Origin of the sequence: Rhodanobacter sp. B04 (assembly GCF_002001125.1) — a bacterium.
GTDB lineage: Bacteria > Pseudomonadota > Gammaproteobacteria > Xanthomonadales > Rhodanobacteraceae > Rhodanobacter.
This window is the reverse complement of sequence record NZ_MUNV01000009.1, coordinates 205,305-220,493: the sequence shown is the minus strand read 5'-3', so window position 1 is coordinate 220,493 and position 15,189 is coordinate 205,305. Positions and strand designations below refer to the sequence as shown.

At 64.7% G+C, this 15,189-nt stretch carries 17 protein-coding genes; all 17 read left to right on the top strand.

All coding sequences use genetic code 11. The features are described from left to right. Positions 1–257 precede the first annotated feature (257 nt). The 17 genes from B0E46_RS08715 to queE all read left to right on the top strand — a co-directional run bounded on the left by B0E46_RS08715 (position 258) and on the right by queE (position 15,120). Positions 258–572 carry a zinc ribbon domain-containing protein gene (locus B0E46_RS08715; protein WP_077555387.1) on the top strand — a complete coding sequence of 105 codons (315 nt, stop codon included), beginning with the start codon at positions 258–260 and terminating at the stop codon, positions 570–572. A gap of 102 nt (positions 573–674) precedes the next feature. Continuing rightward, positions 675–1,232 (top strand): DUF3011 domain-containing protein, encoded by a 558-nt coding sequence (locus tag B0E46_RS08710; RefSeq protein ID WP_077555386.1) that lies wholly within the window; start codon positions 675–677, stop codon positions 1,230–1,232. Between the two features lie 115 nt (positions 1,233–1,347). Further along, a complete protein-coding gene (aspS, locus tag B0E46_RS08705) occupies positions 1,348–3,120 on the top strand; it encodes an aspartate--tRNA ligase (protein WP_077555385.1) in 1,773 nt (590 codons plus the stop codon). Positions 3,121–3,226: 106 nt separating this feature from the next. Further along, a complete protein-coding gene (locus B0E46_RS08700) occupies positions 3,227–3,856 on the top strand; it encodes an alpha/beta hydrolase (protein ID WP_077555384.1) in 630 nt (209 codons plus the stop codon). Positions 3,857–3,961: 105 nt separating this feature from the next. Beyond that, complete coding sequence (locus B0E46_RS08695; protein ID WP_077555383.1) at positions 3,962–4,696, top strand: YebC/PmpR family DNA-binding transcriptional regulator; 735 nt, start codon at positions 3,962–3,964, stop codon at positions 4,694–4,696. A 45-nt stretch (positions 4,697–4,741) separates the two neighbouring features. Next, positions 4,742–5,263 carry a crossover junction endodeoxyribonuclease RuvC gene (ruvC, locus tag B0E46_RS08690; protein WP_077555382.1) on the top strand — a complete coding sequence of 174 codons (522 nt, stop codon included), beginning with the start codon at positions 4,742–4,744 and terminating at the stop codon, positions 5,261–5,263. Between the two features lie 22 nt (positions 5,264–5,285). Then, positions 5,286–5,882 carry a Holliday junction branch migration protein RuvA gene (gene ruvA / locus B0E46_RS08685; protein WP_077555506.1) on the top strand — a complete coding sequence of 199 codons (597 nt, stop codon included), beginning with the start codon at positions 5,286–5,288 and terminating at the stop codon, positions 5,880–5,882. Between the two features lie 19 nt (positions 5,883–5,901). Further along, positions 5,902–7,788: a potassium transporter Kup gene (locus B0E46_RS08680; RefSeq protein WP_077555381.1), complete on the top strand. Its 1,887-nt coding sequence runs from the start codon at positions 5,902–5,904 to the stop codon at positions 7,786–7,788. 105 nt (positions 7,789–7,893) lie between these two features. Next, the gene (ruvB, locus tag B0E46_RS08675) at positions 7,894–8,943 is read left to right on the top strand and encodes a Holliday junction branch migration DNA helicase RuvB (protein WP_077555380.1); all 1,050 of its coding nucleotides are present in this window, start codon (positions 7,894–7,896) and stop codon (positions 8,941–8,943) included. Beyond that, positions 8,936–9,394, top strand: coding sequence for a tol-pal system-associated acyl-CoA thioesterase (ybgC, locus tag B0E46_RS08670; protein WP_077555379.1), 459 nt, complete (start codon positions 8,936–8,938; stop codon positions 9,392–9,394). Before ruvB ends, ybgC begins: the two co-directional genes overlap by 8 nt. After that, positions 9,391–10,077 carry a protein TolQ gene (gene tolQ / locus B0E46_RS08665; protein WP_077555378.1) on the top strand — a complete coding sequence of 229 codons (687 nt, stop codon included), beginning with the start codon at positions 9,391–9,393 and terminating at the stop codon, positions 10,075–10,077. Before ybgC ends, tolQ begins: the two co-directional genes overlap by 4 nt. 14 nt (positions 10,078–10,091) lie before the next feature. Beyond that, positions 10,092–10,544, top strand: a complete 453-nt coding sequence (gene tolR, locus B0E46_RS08660) for a protein TolR (RefSeq protein WP_077555377.1) — start codon at positions 10,092–10,094, stop codon at positions 10,542–10,544. Next, complete coding sequence (tolA, locus tag B0E46_RS08655) at positions 10,531–11,469, top strand: cell envelope integrity protein TolA (RefSeq protein ID WP_077555376.1); 939 nt, start codon at positions 10,531–10,533, stop codon at positions 11,467–11,469. The genes tolR and tolA overlap by 14 nt, the downstream gene beginning before the upstream one ends. 8 nt (positions 11,470–11,477) lie before the next feature. Continuing rightward, entirely contained in the window at positions 11,478–12,791 is a 1,314-nt protein-coding gene (gene tolB, locus B0E46_RS08650) for a Tol-Pal system beta propeller repeat protein TolB (protein WP_077555505.1), read from the top strand. 249 nt (positions 12,792–13,040) lie between these two features. Further along, entirely contained in the window at positions 13,041–13,550 is a 510-nt protein-coding gene (gene pal / locus B0E46_RS08645; protein ID WP_077555375.1) for a peptidoglycan-associated lipoprotein Pal, read from the top strand. A gap of 42 nt (positions 13,551–13,592) precedes the next feature. Then, entirely contained in the window at positions 13,593–14,417 is an 825-nt protein-coding gene (ybgF, locus tag B0E46_RS08640) for a tol-pal system protein YbgF (protein WP_077555374.1), read from the top strand. Positions 14,418–14,448: 31 nt separating this feature from the next. Further along, entirely contained in the window at positions 14,449–15,120 is a 672-nt protein-coding gene (gene queE / locus B0E46_RS08635) for a 7-carboxy-7-deazaguanine synthase QueE (protein ID WP_139350491.1), read from the top strand. Positions 15,121–15,189: the final 69 nt, after the last annotated feature.

Here is a 15,189-nt window from a genome sequence, read left to right as displayed (position 1 = left end):
AGTTTTCTTGCGTTGCTGCAAGTCCGGCCTGGTGGTTTGCCAAGCATTTATCAATAGATGTATAGACGGCTAAATGAAACGATCATGGGTTGCGTCGGCGTGCCGGCGGTCTGGGTGCGTATTTACGGTGCATGACGCCGGCGCGCGCCGCGCCGCGGGGATGCGGCGCGCCATGTCGCACGTTGAAATCCTGGTGGATAGCCCGATAATGGGTCGCTGCCGGTGCCGAGGCGGGGCCGGCAAGCTCAGGAGTATCCATGCCCATCTACGAATTCGAATGCAGCCATTGCGGCCATCGTTTTGATCGCCTGCAGAAGTTGTCCGATACCGACCCATCGATCTGCCCGGCTTGCGATGCGCCACAGCTGCGCAGGCGGGTCAGCGCGCCGTCATTCCGCCTGGCCGGCAGTGGCTGGTATGAGACCGATTTCAAGAAAGAAGGCGACAAGAAGCGCAATCTGGTCGATACGGCCGGTGGCGACAAGCCTGCCGCTGGCGGCGACAGTGCGGCAGCCGCGACGCCCGCGCCGGCCGCGGCAGCCCCGGCCGGCAAGGTCGCCGGCAGCGAGTGAGCAGCGCGGTGTCGTCACCGCCGGGCTGGTGAAGCCAGCCGATGTTCCAGTAGGGTTGGCATGGCACGCGATGGGCGTGGCGGATTCTTCAGGGAGAGGCCTATGCACCTGTTAGACGGAATTCCCGGCGGCATCGCAGCAAGCCTGGCTGTCGCACTGTCCTTGGCAGTCGTCGCGCCAGCCGTGCCGGCACAGCAGGCAAACAGGGCAATCCGCTGCGAGAGCAGCAATGGTCAGTTCAACCGCTGCATGGTGCCGTGGCGCGATGCCCAGCTGGTTCGGCAGGAGTCGAAGGGTGCATGCATCCGCGGCCAGAGCTGGGGTGTGGATCGTCAGGGGCTGTGGGTCGACCGCGGCTGTCGCGGCCAGTTTGCCGAAGTGGTTCGTGGCGGCCGTCCCGGCTGGGACGAGCATGGTCCGGGCGATGGTGGATGGCGCCCTGGTCCGGATTGGAATCGGCAGATCCAGCTGCAATGCGACAGCAACAGCAAGCGCTACAGCTTCTGCCAGGTCGATGTCGGCGGCCATGGCCGCGTGCGGCTGGTGAAGCAGCTGTCGGACACCCGCTGCAGCGAGGGTTACAGCTGGGGCTGGAACCGCGCCGGCGTCTGGACCGACCACGGTTGCCGTGGCGTGTTCGTGGTGGATCGACGCTGGTAAGCCTTGTCTATACCGCATCAGCCGGGCTGCAGGCCGCCCGGCGATGCGGTGCAGTGGTAACATTCCGGGTCTTTTCCACCTGTTTTGCCGCCCCGCGGCCCGGAGTTCCAAGCGCATGCGCACGCATTACTGCGGCCTCATCGACGAATCGCTGATCGACCAGACTGTCACCCTGTGCGGCTGGGTCAACACCTTGCGCCTGCAGAGCCATGTCGCCTTCGTCGATCTGCGCGATCACGAAGGGCTGGCGCAGATCGTGATCGAGCGCGACAACGCAGCGGCGTTTGCGGTGGCCGGCGAGATCGGCAACGAGTATTGCCTGCGCGTCACCGGCACGTTGCGCAAACGCCTTGCCGTCAACGACAAGCTGAAGACCGGCACGGTCGAGTTGCTCGCCGACACCGTCGAGGTCCTCAACGCCGCGAAGGACCTGCCGTTCGCGCTGCACGAGAGCCCGAACGAGGACATGCGGATGACCTACCGCTACCTCGATCTGCGCCGCCCGGAAATGCAGGCGATGATGCGCAAGCGCATCAAGCTGGTGCAGGCGTTGCGCCGCTATCTCGACGAGCGCGGCTTCCAGGACGTCGAGACGCCGATCCTGACCAAGGCCACGCCGGAAGGCGCGCGCGATTACCTGGTGCCGAGCCGCGTGCATCCGGGCCAGTTCTATGCGTTGCCGCAGTCGCCGCAGCTGTTCAAGCAGATCCTGATGATGGCCGGCTTCGACCGTTACTACCAGATCGCGCGCTGCTTCCGCGACGAGGACCTGCGCGCCGACCGCCAGCCGGAATTCACCCAGCTCGACCTGGAGTTCGCCTTCGTCGAGGAAAAGGACGTGCAGGATTTCGTGGAGGAGCTGATCCGCCACGTGTTCCGCGACGTACAGGGCGTGGAACTCGCTGCGAGCTTCCCGCGGATGACGTGGGCCGAGGCGATGCGTCGATTCGGCTCCGACAAGCCCGACCTGCGCATCGCGCTGGAGCTGGTCGACATCGCCGAGGCGGTCAAGCATGTCGATTTCAAGGTGTTCGCCGAGCCGGCCAATGATGCCGGCGGCCGCGTCGCCGCGCTGCGCGTACCGGGCGGCAGTGCGCTCTCGCGCAAGGACATCGATGGGTTGACCGAATACGTGTCGCGCTACGGCGCGAAGGGCCTGGCCTGGTTGAAGGTCGAGGATATGGCCAAGGGCCGCGAAGGCATCAATTCGCCGGTGGCGAAGTTCCTCGACGACGCGGCGCTGGACGGCGTGCTCGAGGCCACCGGCGCGCAATCGGGCGACATCGTGTTCTTCGGTGCCGGCAGGTGGAAGACGGTCACCGACTTCATGGGCGCCTTGCGCCTGAAGGTCGGCAAGGATCGCGGGCTGGTGGAAAACAGCTGGAAGCCGCTGTGGGTCACCGACTTCCCGATGTTCGAATACGACTCGGAAGAGCAGCGCTACGTCGCCCTGCACCACCCGTTCACCGCGCCGAAGATCGACGACGTTGCCGATCTGCGCGCGAACGCCATGAATGCGGTAAGCCGTGGCTACGACATGGTGCTCAACGGCAACGAGATCGGCGGTGGCTCGATCCGCATCCATCGGCCGGAGATGCAGAGCGCGGTGTTCGAGTTGCTCGGCATCGGCGCGGCCGAGGCCGAGGCCAAGTTCGGCTTCCTGCTGAAGGCGCTGAAGTTCGGCGCACCGCCGCATGGCGGCCTCGCCTTCGGGATCGACCGCATCGCGGCGCTGATGGCCGGTACCGAGTCGATCCGCGACGTGATCGCGTTCCCCAAGACCACCAGCGCGCAGTGCCTGATGACCGACGCGCCGTCGCCGATCGCGGCGCCGCAGCTGAAGGAGTTGCACGTGCAGGTGCTGGGCGGCGAGGCATCCGGCGCTTGAGCCTTTGCGCAGCCACAGATGGCTGGCGTCAGCGCGATCGTGCTGACGCGGCCATGCACGGCAGCGTTGTCGTTGCTTTCACTTCGCGTCAGGCTTCGTTTGCGCCATGTCTGATCATGTGATCCTGCTGCACGGCCTGTGGATGCGCGGTTTCGCGCTGTCCATGCTGCACCGTCGCTTGATCGAGGCGGGCTTTCGTGTGCACCGCTTCGATTACCTGAGCGTGGCGGCCACCCAGCAGCGCATCCTCGATCGCTTGCAGGCACGCATGAATGGGTTGGCGGCGGAAGCCGATGCGGTGCATCTGGTCGGCCACAGCCTCGGTGGCCTGCTGGCCTTGCGCGCCTGCCTCGATGGCGGGCTGCCGCCCGGACGCATCGTCTGCCTGGGTTCGCCGTTGAAGGGCAGTGCCGCTGCACGCGGTTTTGCCGCCTGGGGGCGTGGCGGCGAGGTGTTGCTGGGGCACAACCGCGAATTGTTGCAGCAGGGTTTCGAGCGCTGGGACGGGCCACGCGAGGTGGGCATGATTGCCGGCCGCATGCCGCTCGGCTTGGGCGCCATGCTCGGCCATCTCGCCGGCGAGCACGATGGCACGGTGGCCGTGGAGGAAACCCGCCTGGCCGGTTTGACCGCCCATTGCGTGGTCGAGGCCAACCACACCGGACTGCTGTTTTCCGCCGAAGTAGCCCAGCGCGTTGCACGATTCCTGCGCCAGGGCCGTTTCGAGGCCGATTGAACATCATTGCCGGCGGCCAGCCGGCTGTTGCCGGGGTTCCGGCACGCGGCCCGAAATCAGGTAAAATTCCCGGTTCATTCATCTGATCCGAGTGCAGGCATCGTCATGGGTAGAGGCCCGTCCATCGAAGGTCGCAAGAATGCCGAGGACGCCAAGCGCGCCAAGGTATTCACCAAGCTGATCCGCGAAATCACCGTCGCCACGCGCGCCGGCGTCGCCGATCCGGCGGCCAATCCGCGCTTGCGCGCGGCGGTCGACAAGGCGTTGTCGGCGAACATGACCAAGGACACCATCGAGCGCGCGATCAAGCGGGGCTCCGGTGCCGATGGCGGTGCCGACATGCAGGAGCTGCGCTACGAGGGCTACGGGCCGGCCGGTATCGCCCTGATCATCGACTGCGTCACCGACAACCCCGTGCGTACGGTCGCCGATGTGCGCCATGCGTTGACCAAGCACGGCGGCAACCTCGGCACCAGCGGCTCGGTGGCGTTCCAGTTCAGCCGTTGCGGTGAGCTGGTGTTCGAGACGGCCGGCGATGCGGCGCTGGAAGAAAAGATTCTGGAGGCCGCGCTCGAGGCGGGTGCCGACGACGTGGTGAACGAGGCGGGCGAGAGCAGCGTGCTGTGCGCGCCGGAAAGCTTCGAGGCGGTGCAGCAGGCGCTTGTCGCCGGCGGCCTCAAGCCGGCGCGTGCCGAGGTGGTGATGCGCCCGGCCAATCGCGTGGCGATCCCTGCCGAGGCACAGGAAACCCTGCTCGACCTGATCGATTGGCTGGAAGAACTCGACGACGTGCACGAGATCTACCACAACGCCGCGTTGCCGGCCGAGGCCCATCCGTAAGCGCCGGCCGGCAGGCTCGCCTGCCGCCGCGCCTGGCTGCGCCCCATGACCAGAATCATCGGCATCGACCCGGGCAGCCAGCGCACTGGCGTGGGCATCATCGACGTGGACGACGCGGGCAAGCTCAGCCACGTCTTCCATGGCGCGCTGGCGGTGGCCGGCGAAGCGACTTTCCCGTTGCGCCTGAAACGCATCTTTGACGAGCTGTGTGACATCATCGCCGCGCATCGGCCAATCGAGTGCGGGATCGAGCGCGTGTTCATGGCGCGCAATCCCGACTCGGCGTTGAAGCTGGGCCAGGCACGCGGCGCCGCGATCTGCGCGGTGGTCAGTCAGGGGATCGTGGTGCACGAATACGCAGCAACCGAAGTGAAGCAGTCCGTCGTCGGCAGTGGCCGCAGCGACAAGAGCCAGGTGCAGCACATGATCGGTGTGCTGCTCGGCATCAAGGGGCCGCTGCAGGCCGATGCGGCCGATGCATTGGCGGTTGCGGTGACCCATGCGCATACCCGCGCCAGCCTGATCCGTGTCGGCATCCCGCGCACGGCCTGGAGACGACGTCGATGAAGATGGTATGGAGGCGACGCCGATGATCGGGCGTCTGCGCGGCATCCTGATCTCCAAGCAGCCGCCGGCCCTGCTGGTCGAGGTCGGTGGCGTCGGCTATGAAGTCGAAGCACCGATGTCGACGATCTACGACCTGCCTGGCATCGGCAAGGAAGTGATCCTGCTCACCCATCATGCGGTGAAGGAAGACAGCGTGACGCTGTACGGCTTCCTGCACGAGGCCGAGCGCGCGCTGTTCCGCAACCTGCTGAAGGTCAGCGGGATCGGCGCGAAGATCGCGCTGGCGGTGCTGTCCGGTGTTTCCACCGATCATTTCGCGCGACTGGTGCATGCCGGCGACGTGGTCGCCTTGACCAAGATTCCCGGCATCGGCAAGAAGACCGCCGAGCGCATCGTGGTCGAGCTGCGCGATCGTCTGGACGGGTTGTCAGCGCCGCATGGCGGAACAGTGCAAAGTCCCGGCGCGCCGCTGGATGCGGCCGGCGAAGCCACCGTGGCATTGCAGCAGCTTGGCTACAAGCCGGTCGAAGTGACCCGGCTGGTACAGAAGGTTGCCGCCGAAGGCGACAACGCCGAAGCCATCATCCGCAAGGCGCTGCGCGCCGCGCTGGGGGGTTGAATTAGTGAGCCAGGAAACCATGCACGGAACAAACGAGTCTGAAACCAGGCGGCGCCTTGCTGCACTCGCATTGGGCGCGATCGGCGTGGTCTACGGCGATATCGGCACCAGTCCGCTGTACACCTTGCAGACCACGCTCAGCCACGACGGCATGAAGCCGACGCCGGAAAGCATCTATGGCGTGCTCTCGCTGATCTTCTGGGCGCAGATCCTGGTGGTTTCGCTGAAGTACGTGGTGTTCATCATGCGCGCCGACAACAAGGGCGAGGGCGGCATCATGGCGCTGATGGCGCTGGCGCAGCGCAGCGTGCGCGAGCAGCCTAAGCTGCGCTGGGTGCTGGCCATCCTCGGCATCTTCGGTGCCTCGCTGTTCTACGGCGACGGCGTGATCACCCCGGCGATTTCCGTGTTGTCGGCAGTGGAGGGCGTGAAGGTGGCGGCGCCAGGCCTGGCGCATTGGGTGGTGCCGGTAACGGCGGTGATCCTGTTCTTTCTGTTTGCGATGCAGCGGCATGGCACGGCACGCGTGGGCAGCGTATTCGGGCCGGTCATGGTGGTCTGGTTCGTCGTGATCGCCTTGCTTGGTGTGCATCTGATCGTGCGCAATCCGCAGGTGCTGTGGGCGATCAATCCGGTCCATGGCGTGCGCTTCTTCTTCACGCACGGGATACAGGCGTTCATCGCGCTCGGTGGCGTGGTGTTGGCGCTGACCGGTGCCGAGGCGCTCTATGCCGACATGGGACATTTCGGCAAGCGGCCGATCCGCATGGCCTGGTTCAGCTTCGTGCTGCCGGCGCTCGTGCTCAACTATTTCGGGCAGGGCGCCCTGTTGCTCGCCCATCCCGACGCGATCGACAACCCGTTCTTCAAGATGGTGCCGCAGATCCTGCTTTATCCGATGATCGGCCTGGCCACGGTGGCCACGGTGATCGCCTCGCAGGCGGTGATTTCCGGCGCGTTCTCGATGACGCGCGAAGCGATGTCGCTGGGCTACTCGATGCGCATGCAGGTGGTGCATACCTCGCGCGAGATGTCCGGGCAGATCTTTGTGCCGTGGGTCAACAGTTTCCTGCTGGTGATGGTGCTGGTGGCGGTGTTCGGGTTTCGCAGCTCCGACAGCCTCAGCGCGGCTTATGGTATTGCGGTGACCGGCACCATGACGATCACCACCTTGCTGGCCCTGGTGGTGGCGCGCTATCAGTGGCATTGGCACCCGATCGCGGTGTTGGCGGCGGGTGTGCTGTTCCTGACCATCGATTTGTCCTTCCTCGGTGCGAACCTGATCAAGATCGAATTCGGCGGCTGGTTCCCGCTGGTGCTGGGTCTGGGCGTGTTCGTGCTGATGACCACCTGGCGCCGCGGCCGCGAATTGGTAGTGCGCGAGATCAAGCAGGGCGGTCTGGCGCTGGCGCCGTTCATCGCGAACATCAGCGAGCACCCGCCGTTGCGGGTGCCGGGCACGGCGGTCTTCCTCACCGCGAACCAGAATTCGGTGCCGCATGCGTTGTTGCACAACCTCAAGCACAACAAGGTGCTGCACGAGCGCAACGTGATGTTGACGGTGGACATGCTGGAGACGCCGCTCGCGGAAGCCGGCGAGCGCATCCACATCACCACCATGGGCAACGAATTCTTCGGCCTGGAGCTGCGTTTCGGCTTCGCCGAGGATCCGAACATTCCGCAGGCGCTGTCGATGTGCTCGTCGACCGGGCTGCCGTTCGACCTGATGGACACCACCTTCTTCCTGTCGCGCGAGAATATCGTCGCCGACAAGCGCCGTCCCGGCATGGTGCTGTGGCGCGACAAGCTGTTCGCCTTCATGGCGCGCAATGCGGTGCCGGCCACGGCGTTCTTCCAGATTCCGGGCAACCGCTTGATCGAGCTGGGTGCACAGGTCGAAATCTGAGGTGTCTAAGAGCGCTTTGTGCGCGATGCTCTTTCTCCAACCGGTGAGGGCTATCGCGCACAGGATGCGCCTACATGTCTGGCGTGGGCCTGCCATAATGTGCGCATGACCGACCACCGCATCATCACCGCTGCCGCCCAGCTCGACGACGAGGCGCTGGAGGCCACGATCCGCCCGAAGCGGCTGGCCGAATACCTCGGCCAGCAGGCCGTGCGCGAGCAGCTGTCGATCTACATCGAGGCGGCCAGGAAACGCGGCGGTGCGCTCGATCATGTCCTGATCTTCGGGCCACCGGGCCTGGGCAAGACCACACTGTCCCATGTCATCGCCAATGAGCTGGGCGTCAACGTGCGTTCCACCTCCGGCCCGGTGCTAGAGCGCGCCGGCGACCTCGCCGCGCTGCTGACCAACCTCGAAGCGAACGACGTGCTGTTTGTCGACGAGATCCACCGCCTGTCGCCGGTGGTCGAGGAGGTGCTGTATCCGGCGATGGAGGATTTCCAGATCGACATCATGATCGGCGAGGGGCCGGCTGCGCGCTCGATCAAGCTGGATCTGCCGCCGTTCACACTGATCGGCGCCACCACCCGTGCCGGCATGCTCACGGCGCCGTTGCGCGACCGTTTCGGCATCGTGCAGCGGCTGGAGTTCTATACCACCGAGGAGCTCGCTGCGATCGTGCGGCGCGCGGCGCGCATTCTCGGCATCGCCTGCGCGCCGGAAGGTGCGCAGGAAATCGCGCGTCGCTCGCGCGGTACCCCGCGCATCGCCAACCGCCTGCTGCGCCGCGTGCGCGACTACGCCGAGGTGCGTGCCGCCGGCGAGATCACCCTGGCGGCGGCGCAGGCCGCGCTGGACATGCTGAAGATCGACCCGGAAGGTTTCGACGAGCTGGATCGACGCCTGCTCGGCCTGATCATCGAGAATTTCGACGGCGGTCCGGTCGGCGTGGAATCGCTGGCTGCCGCCTTGAGCGAGGATCGCGGCACGCTGGAAGACGTGGTCGAGCCGTACCTGATCCAGCAGGGTTATCTGGTGCGCACCGCGCGTGGCCGCATGGTCAGCGCCAAGGGCTGGCGCCATCTGGGCCTGACCCCGCCGCCGCGGCAGGCGCAGGTGGTCGATCTGTTCAGTGCGGAGGCCGGCGATGTCTGAATCGGCTTCGACGTCCCCTTTCAGCTGGCCGGTGCGGGTGTACTGGGAAGACACCGACGCCGGCGGCGTGGTCTATCACGCCGGCTACCTGCGCTTCATGGAGCGCGCCCGCAGCGAGTGGATGCGCACACTCGGCGTCGACCAGATGGCGTTCAAGCACGCTACCGGCCTGGCTTTCATGGTGCGCGACATGCGGATCGATTTCCTCAAGCCAGCCCTGCTGGATGATGAACTGTCGGTGACGGTCGAAGTCAAAGAACGGCGCGCAGCCAGTATCCTGTTCACCCAGACGATCACCCGAATGGACGGCAGCTGCCTGATTCGCGCACTGGTGCGTGTGGCGTGCGTGGATATCCAGCGCATGCGTGCGGCGCCGATTCCCGCCGATCTGATTCCCGAAGCTGCCCCTCAAGACAACCAAGCCGACTGGCGGAGAACCTTCAAGCAATGAACGGTGGACTGAACATTTTCTCGCTGATCGCGGATTCGAGCTGGCCGGTAAAGATGGTGCTGCTGGTGCTGTTGGTGTTCTCGTTCCTGTCGTGGGTGATCATCATCCGCAAGTACACGCAGACCAAGGCGGCGCTGGAGGATGCCGAGGCGTTCGAGGAGCGTTTCTGGTCCGGTGGCGACCTGGCCCAGCTGTTCCGCGAGGTCAGCAACCGCGGCGGCGAAAACGGCGGCATCGAGAACATCTTCGAGTCGGGTTTCCGCGAATTCGCCCGCCAGCGCCAGCGCAAGACGCACGACACGCGCAGCGTGATCGAGGGTTCCGAGCGCGCCATGCAGGTCGCCGGCACGCGCGAGGTCGGGCGGCTCGAGCGCAACCTGGAGTTCCTCGCCAACGTCGGCTCGATCAGCCCCTACGTGGGTCTGTTCGGCACGGTGTGGGGCATCATGGGCGCGTTCCAGGGCCTGGGCGAGATGAAGGATGTGACCATCGCGGTGGTCGCGCCGCACATCTCCGAGGCGCTGATCGCCACCGCGATGGGCCTGTTCGCGGCGATTCCGGCGCAGTGGGCGTACAACCGCTACGCCACCAAGGTCGAGCGCATTGCCTCGCGTTACGACGTGTTCCAGGAAGAGTTCTCCTCCGTGCTGCAGCGGCAGATCCAGACCGACGACGTGGCCTGAGCGGAGCAGCAGTCATGGCCACTTCCAGGCGCCAGAAGCGCTACAAGCTCAAATCCGAGATCAACGTCGTGCCGTACATCGACGTGATGCTGGTGCTGCTGATCATCTTCATGGTCACCACGCCGATGATGAACTCCAGTGTCGACGTGCAATTGCCGCAGGCCAACGCCAAGTCGCTGCAGCAGAAGAAGGATCCGGTGCTGGTCTCGGTGCTGCAGGACGGCCAGCTCTATCTGACCCTGAGCGGCGCCAAGAAAGAACTGGTCGACGAGGACACGCTCAAGCTCAAGGTGGGCGCGTTCGTGCGCGAGAACCCCGAAGTCAGCGTACTGGTCGGTGGCGACGAGCGCGGTGCCTACGGCGGCGTGTTCAAGGTGCTGGCCGACCTGCAGCAGGCCGGTGTCGCCAAGGTCGGCTTGATGGGTCAACCCGAGCAGGGCAAGAGCACGTCCAATGGACGAAAGTAAGGGTACGCCCAAGGCGGTCGTGTTCTCCGCCATCCTGCATATCGGCATCGTGGGGTTTCTGTTCCTCGCGATCCTGCCGTGTTCGAGCTACGAGGCTTTCTTCGACGCCCTGGGTCTGCCGGCCTCGATGAATCCGATCACCTGTTCCAAGCCGCTGCAGCTGCAGGGCCAGATCATCGAGGCGACCCTGATCGGCACCACCGGCAGTCCGCCGCCGAAAGCGGTCAAGGTCAAGCCGATACCCGATACCGTGCCACCGCCGCCGACGGTGCCGCCACCGACGCCGCAGGTCGAGGCGCCGCAGGTGAAGACCCTGCCGCCGCCGCCCGAGCATCCGGACGTCAAGGATCAGGAGCGAGTGGTCGAGGACGCGGCGGAACAGGCCGAGGCCAAGCAACTGCAGGAAGAGAAGCAGCGGCAGCGCCAGGCCGAGATCGATGCGCAGGCCGCCAAACTGAAAGAAGAAAAGCAGAAGCAGATCGATGCCTTGTTCGCCAAGATGGACGCAGCGGCGCAGCAGACCAAAAAGCTCGACAGCAAGGCGAAGCAGGCCCAGCAGCAGATGCAGGATTTGAAGAATGCCCAGGACAACGCCCAGCCCGATCTGCCGAATGCGGCCCAGCGCCAGACCGGCAACAACAGTCCGAACAGCAGCTTGGCCGACGAATATGCCGCAGCCATTCAGAATGCGGTCACGCCGAACTGGCTGCGTCCGGATAACATGCCGAGCGTTGCGTGCCAGGTTCATATCGTGCAATCACCCGGCGGCGACGTGATGAGTGCCACCGTGGATTCCAGCTGTCCCTACGACGATGCCGGCCGACGTTCGGTCGAAAATGCGGTGCTGCGAACCAAGACCTTGCCGTACAAGGGTTTTGAAAGCGTGTTCCAGCGCAACCTTACCTTCACCTTCAGGCCGCAATGATCAAGCCCATGCGCAAATTCAGCCCAAGCTTCGCTGTCATCCTGCTGGCCCTGGCGGCTTGGTTCGCCGGCCCGGTGGCTGCCCAGTCGCTCAATGTCGACATCGTCGGCGGCGTCAAGACCGCCACGCCGATCGTGGTCGTGCCATTCGCCCAGCAGGGCGGCACGCCGCCGTCGACCGACATTGCCGACGTGATGCGCAACGATTTCAACCGCTCCGGCAAGTTCCGCTCGCTGGCCAAGAGCGATGTCGTGGAATTCCCGGCGCAGGGTTCGGACATCAAGTTCGCCACCTGGCGACTGCTCAAGCAGGACTACATCGTGGTCGGCCGGATCAAGGATGCCGGCGACGGCATGCTGCGGGTCGAGTACGAGTTGTGGGACGTGAACAAGCAGCAGAGCCTGCTGGCCCAGGCGTTCACCGCGCCGGCGGGTGACTTGCGCGGGGTGGCTCACCAGATCGCCGACCAGATCTACGAGAAGATCACCGGCGTGCGCGGCGCATTCTGGACCCGCATGGCCTACATCACGGCGGTGGGTCTGGGCAACAACACCACCTATTCGCTGATCGTGGCCGATTCGGACGGCTTCAATCCGCAGGTGGTGGCCCGTTCCAAGGAGTCGCTGTTGTCGCCGGCGTGGTCGCCGGATGGCCGCAAGATCGCCTATGTCTCGTTCGAGAGCGGCAACTCCAACATCTACATCCAGGACATCACCACCGGTTCGCGCCAGCTGGTTTCTTCCCACAAAGGCATCAATGGTGCCCCGGCCTGGTCGCCCGACGGCAGCAGGCTGGCGCTCTCGCTGTCCTATGTCGGCAACCCCGAGATCTTCGTGCTGAATCTGGCCACCCGTCAGGAAACCCGCCTGACCAACAACCTGGCGATCGATACGGAGCCGGTCTGGGCGCCGGATGGCCAGAGCATCTATTTCACGTCCGACCGTTCCGGCCGCCCGCAGATCTACCAGGTTTCCGCCAGCGGCGGCGATGCCCAGCGGATCACCTTCCAGGGCCAGTACAACGCCAAGGCCTCGGTAAGCTACGACGGCAAGCAGATCGCCATGGTGCAGGGCAACGGGAACGTGTATCGTATCGCCATCCTGGATCGTAGCTTGGGCGGGCAGGTGCGCTTCATCTCGCCCGGTCCGATCGACGACGCCGTCAGCTTTGCGCCGAACGCAAGCATGCTGTTGTACGCCGCCACCGAGGGCAGTCGCGGAGTTCTGTATTCGGTTTCCAACGACGGGATGGTCCGGCAGCGGCTCGCACTTGCCGATGGCAATGTGCAGGAGCCTGCCTGGGGTCCATACCGGCAACGCTAGATTCTTCATGCTGCCGCGCACCAATGTGTGGCGGCATGATGCCCAAGGACTGGGCCCGAACAGCGCCTCTGGCGTATGTCGGTTTCAGGTTGTGACGCTTTGCCGCGTCATGACCAGTCAGGTCGATTGTGCACTGTCATGCACAATCGACCTTTCACGTGTCAAAATAACAGCCGGTTAACCGGCGTCGTTGTCCCGTAACCCAGATCGTCATCGTTTGTCGGAACTCAACTCGTAAGGAACGTCACCATGAATAAGACCGTTCGCGTCGCCCTGGTCGCCCTGCTCTGCGTTGGCGCGGCCGCTTGCTCCAAGAAGCAGGAAGTCAAGCCGCAGGCTCAGCCTCCGGAGCAGGTTGCCCAGACTGAGACCAACCAGTCCAATGGCAAGTACACCCCGGCCGATCTCGATACCGATGCCTGCCTGCGTCAGCGCGTCGTGTACTTCGATTTCGACAAGACCGAAATCAAGCCGGAGTTCCAGCAGATCATGGCGTGCCACGCCAAGTACCTGCAGGATCGCCCGATGTCGCACATCCGTCTCGAAGGCAATACCGACGAGCGCGGCACGCGCGAGTACAACCTGGGCCTCGGCGAGCGTCGTGGCAATGCCGTCTCCAGCGCGCTGCAGGCAGCCGGTGGTTCGGCCAGCCAGCTCGAAGTGATCAGCTACGGCAAAGAGAAGCCGGTGTGCCGCGAGCACAACGAGGATTGCTGGAGCAAGAACCGTCGCGTCGAGATCGTCTACACGGCGCAGTAAGTGATGAAGCGACTGGCTAACAGCTTTGCAGCCAGGGTCAGCATGGCGGCCGCGATCGCGTCCGCCATGCTGTTCGCGTTGCCGGTGTGTGCACAGGATTCACGGCTGAGTCTCGCCGATCGTGTCGCGGCGCTGGAACAGCAGGCACAGAACAAGGACCAGTCCGGCATCGGCATGGTCAACCAGGTCCAGCAGTTGCAGTCACAAGTGCAGCAGTTGCAGGGCCAGATCGAGGAATTGCAGCATCATCTGCAGGAACTCGAGGACAAGAACAAGGCCCAGTACACCGATCTCGACGCGCGTCTGGGACGCATCGAGAACGGCAGTGCGGGCGCGGCCGGCGCCCCCGCCCTGGCGGCAGGCAATGGCAACATGGCTGCTCCGGCCGGCAATCCTGCTGCCGCACCTGCAGCAGCCGGCACAGGCGGCAATGCGGTCGGCGCTCAGAGCGCCCAGCCCGCGGCAGCAGCCGACCCGGCTGCAGCCCAGGCCGCCTACGACGTGGCCTTCAAGGCGATCCGTGCCGGTGACTATGTGCAGGCATCGCGCGAATTCCGCAGCTTCATCAAGCAATACCCGAACAACGCATTGACGCCCAATGCCTGGTACTGGCTGGGTCAGTCGTATTACGTGACCACCAATTATTCGGTGGCGCTGGAGTCTTTCCAGCAACTGCTCAACCAGTTCCCGCAAAGCGACAAGGCGCCTGAAGCGCTGCTCAAGGTCGGCTACAGCCAGATCGAGCTGAAGCAGAACGCCGCGGGCAAGGCGACCCTGACGCAGGTGACCACCAAGTATCCGGGCTCCAAGGCTGCCAGCCTGGCCAAGGAACGCCTGCAACGCATCCAGTTGCAGTCGGCCAACTGAGGTCGTCGTGGTGAACGGCAACAGCGCAAGCGTGGACGCTTCCACGCCTGCCCCGGTGGTCAGCGAGCGGCTGCGCATCACCGAGATCTTCCACTCGATCCAGGGCGAGGCCGACGCGATCGGCTGGCGCACGGTGTTCGTGCGGCTGACCGGATGCCCTCTGCGCTGCGTCTGGTGCGATACCGAGTATTCGTTCTATGGCGGCAACTGGCATGCGATCGACGACATCCTCGCCGAGGTGGCCTCGCATGGCGCTAAGCATGTCTGCGTGACCGGCGGCGAGCCGCTGGCGCAGAAGCGCTGCCTGATCCTGCTGCAGAAGCTATGCGACGCCGGGTATGAGGTGTCGCTGGAAACTTCCGGTGCGCTCGATGTCGCGGCAGTCGATCCGCGCGTGCGCAAGGTGATGGATCTGAAGGCGCCGGATTCCGGCGAGAGCCAGCGCAACCTGTGGTCGAACCTCGACCACCTGCTGCCGCACGACCAGATCAAGATCGTGATCGCCAGCCGCGCCGACTACGAGTGGGCACGCGCAATGCTGGTCGAGCATGCCCTGGCGCAGCGCTGCATGGTGCTGTTCTCGCCGGTGCACGGCGCAGTGCAGCCGCGCGAACTGGCCGAATGGATCATTGCCGACAAGTTGCCGGCAAGGTTTCAGTTGCAGCTGCACAAGCTGCTGTGGAACGACGCGGCCGGACATTGAGGCGAGGAGTGAGCGAAGAGGAGTGAGTAGGGAGAGCAAATGCTGCGTGCTTTTCTCTCGCTCCTCTTC

What these genes read in the sequence shown, in the direction of transcription:
- aspS (WP_077555385.1), top strand. Translation starts at nt 1,348, where the DNA reads ATGCGCACGCATTACTGCGGCCTCATCGACGAATCGCTGATCGACCAG.
- B0E46_RS08710 (WP_077555386.1), top strand. Translation starts at nt 675, where the DNA reads ATGCACCTGTTAGACGGAATTCCCGGCGGCATCGCAGCAAGCCTGGCT.
- ruvA (WP_077555506.1), top strand. Translation starts at nt 5,286, where the DNA reads ATGATCGGGCGTCTGCGCGGCATCCTGATCTCCAAGCAGCCGCCGGCC.
- pal (WP_077555375.1), top strand. Translation starts at nt 13,041, where the DNA reads ATGAATAAGACCGTTCGCGTCGCCCTGGTCGCCCTGCTCTGCGTTGGC.
- B0E46_RS08700 (WP_077555384.1), top strand. Translation starts at nt 3,227, where the DNA reads ATGTCTGATCATGTGATCCTGCTGCACGGCCTGTGGATGCGCGGTTTC.
- tolA (WP_077555376.1), top strand. Translation starts at nt 10,531, where the DNA reads ATGGACGAAAGTAAGGGTACGCCCAAGGCGGTCGTGTTCTCCGCCATC.
- tolR (WP_077555377.1), top strand. Translation starts at nt 10,092, where the DNA reads ATGGCCACTTCCAGGCGCCAGAAGCGCTACAAGCTCAAATCCGAGATC.
- B0E46_RS08695 (WP_077555383.1), top strand. Translation starts at nt 3,962, where the DNA reads ATGGGTAGAGGCCCGTCCATCGAAGGTCGCAAGAATGCCGAGGACGCC.
- ybgF (WP_077555374.1), top strand. Translation starts at nt 13,593, where the DNA reads ATGGCGGCCGCGATCGCGTCCGCCATGCTGTTCGCGTTGCCGGTGTGT.
- ruvC (WP_077555382.1), top strand. Translation starts at nt 4,742, where the DNA reads ATGACCAGAATCATCGGCATCGACCCGGGCAGCCAGCGCACTGGCGTG.
- ruvB (WP_077555380.1), top strand. Translation starts at nt 7,894, where the DNA reads ATGACCGACCACCGCATCATCACCGCTGCCGCCCAGCTCGACGACGAG.
- tolB (WP_077555505.1), top strand. Translation starts at nt 11,478, where the DNA reads ATGCGCAAATTCAGCCCAAGCTTCGCTGTCATCCTGCTGGCCCTGGCG.
- ybgC (WP_077555379.1), top strand. Translation starts at nt 8,936, where the DNA reads ATGTCTGAATCGGCTTCGACGTCCCCTTTCAGCTGGCCGGTGCGGGTG.
- B0E46_RS08715 (WP_077555387.1), top strand. Translation starts at nt 258, where the DNA reads ATGCCCATCTACGAATTCGAATGCAGCCATTGCGGCCATCGTTTTGAT.
- B0E46_RS08680 (WP_077555381.1), top strand. Translation starts at nt 5,902, where the DNA reads ATGCACGGAACAAACGAGTCTGAAACCAGGCGGCGCCTTGCTGCACTC.
- tolQ (WP_077555378.1), top strand. Translation starts at nt 9,391, where the DNA reads ATGAACGGTGGACTGAACATTTTCTCGCTGATCGCGGATTCGAGCTGG.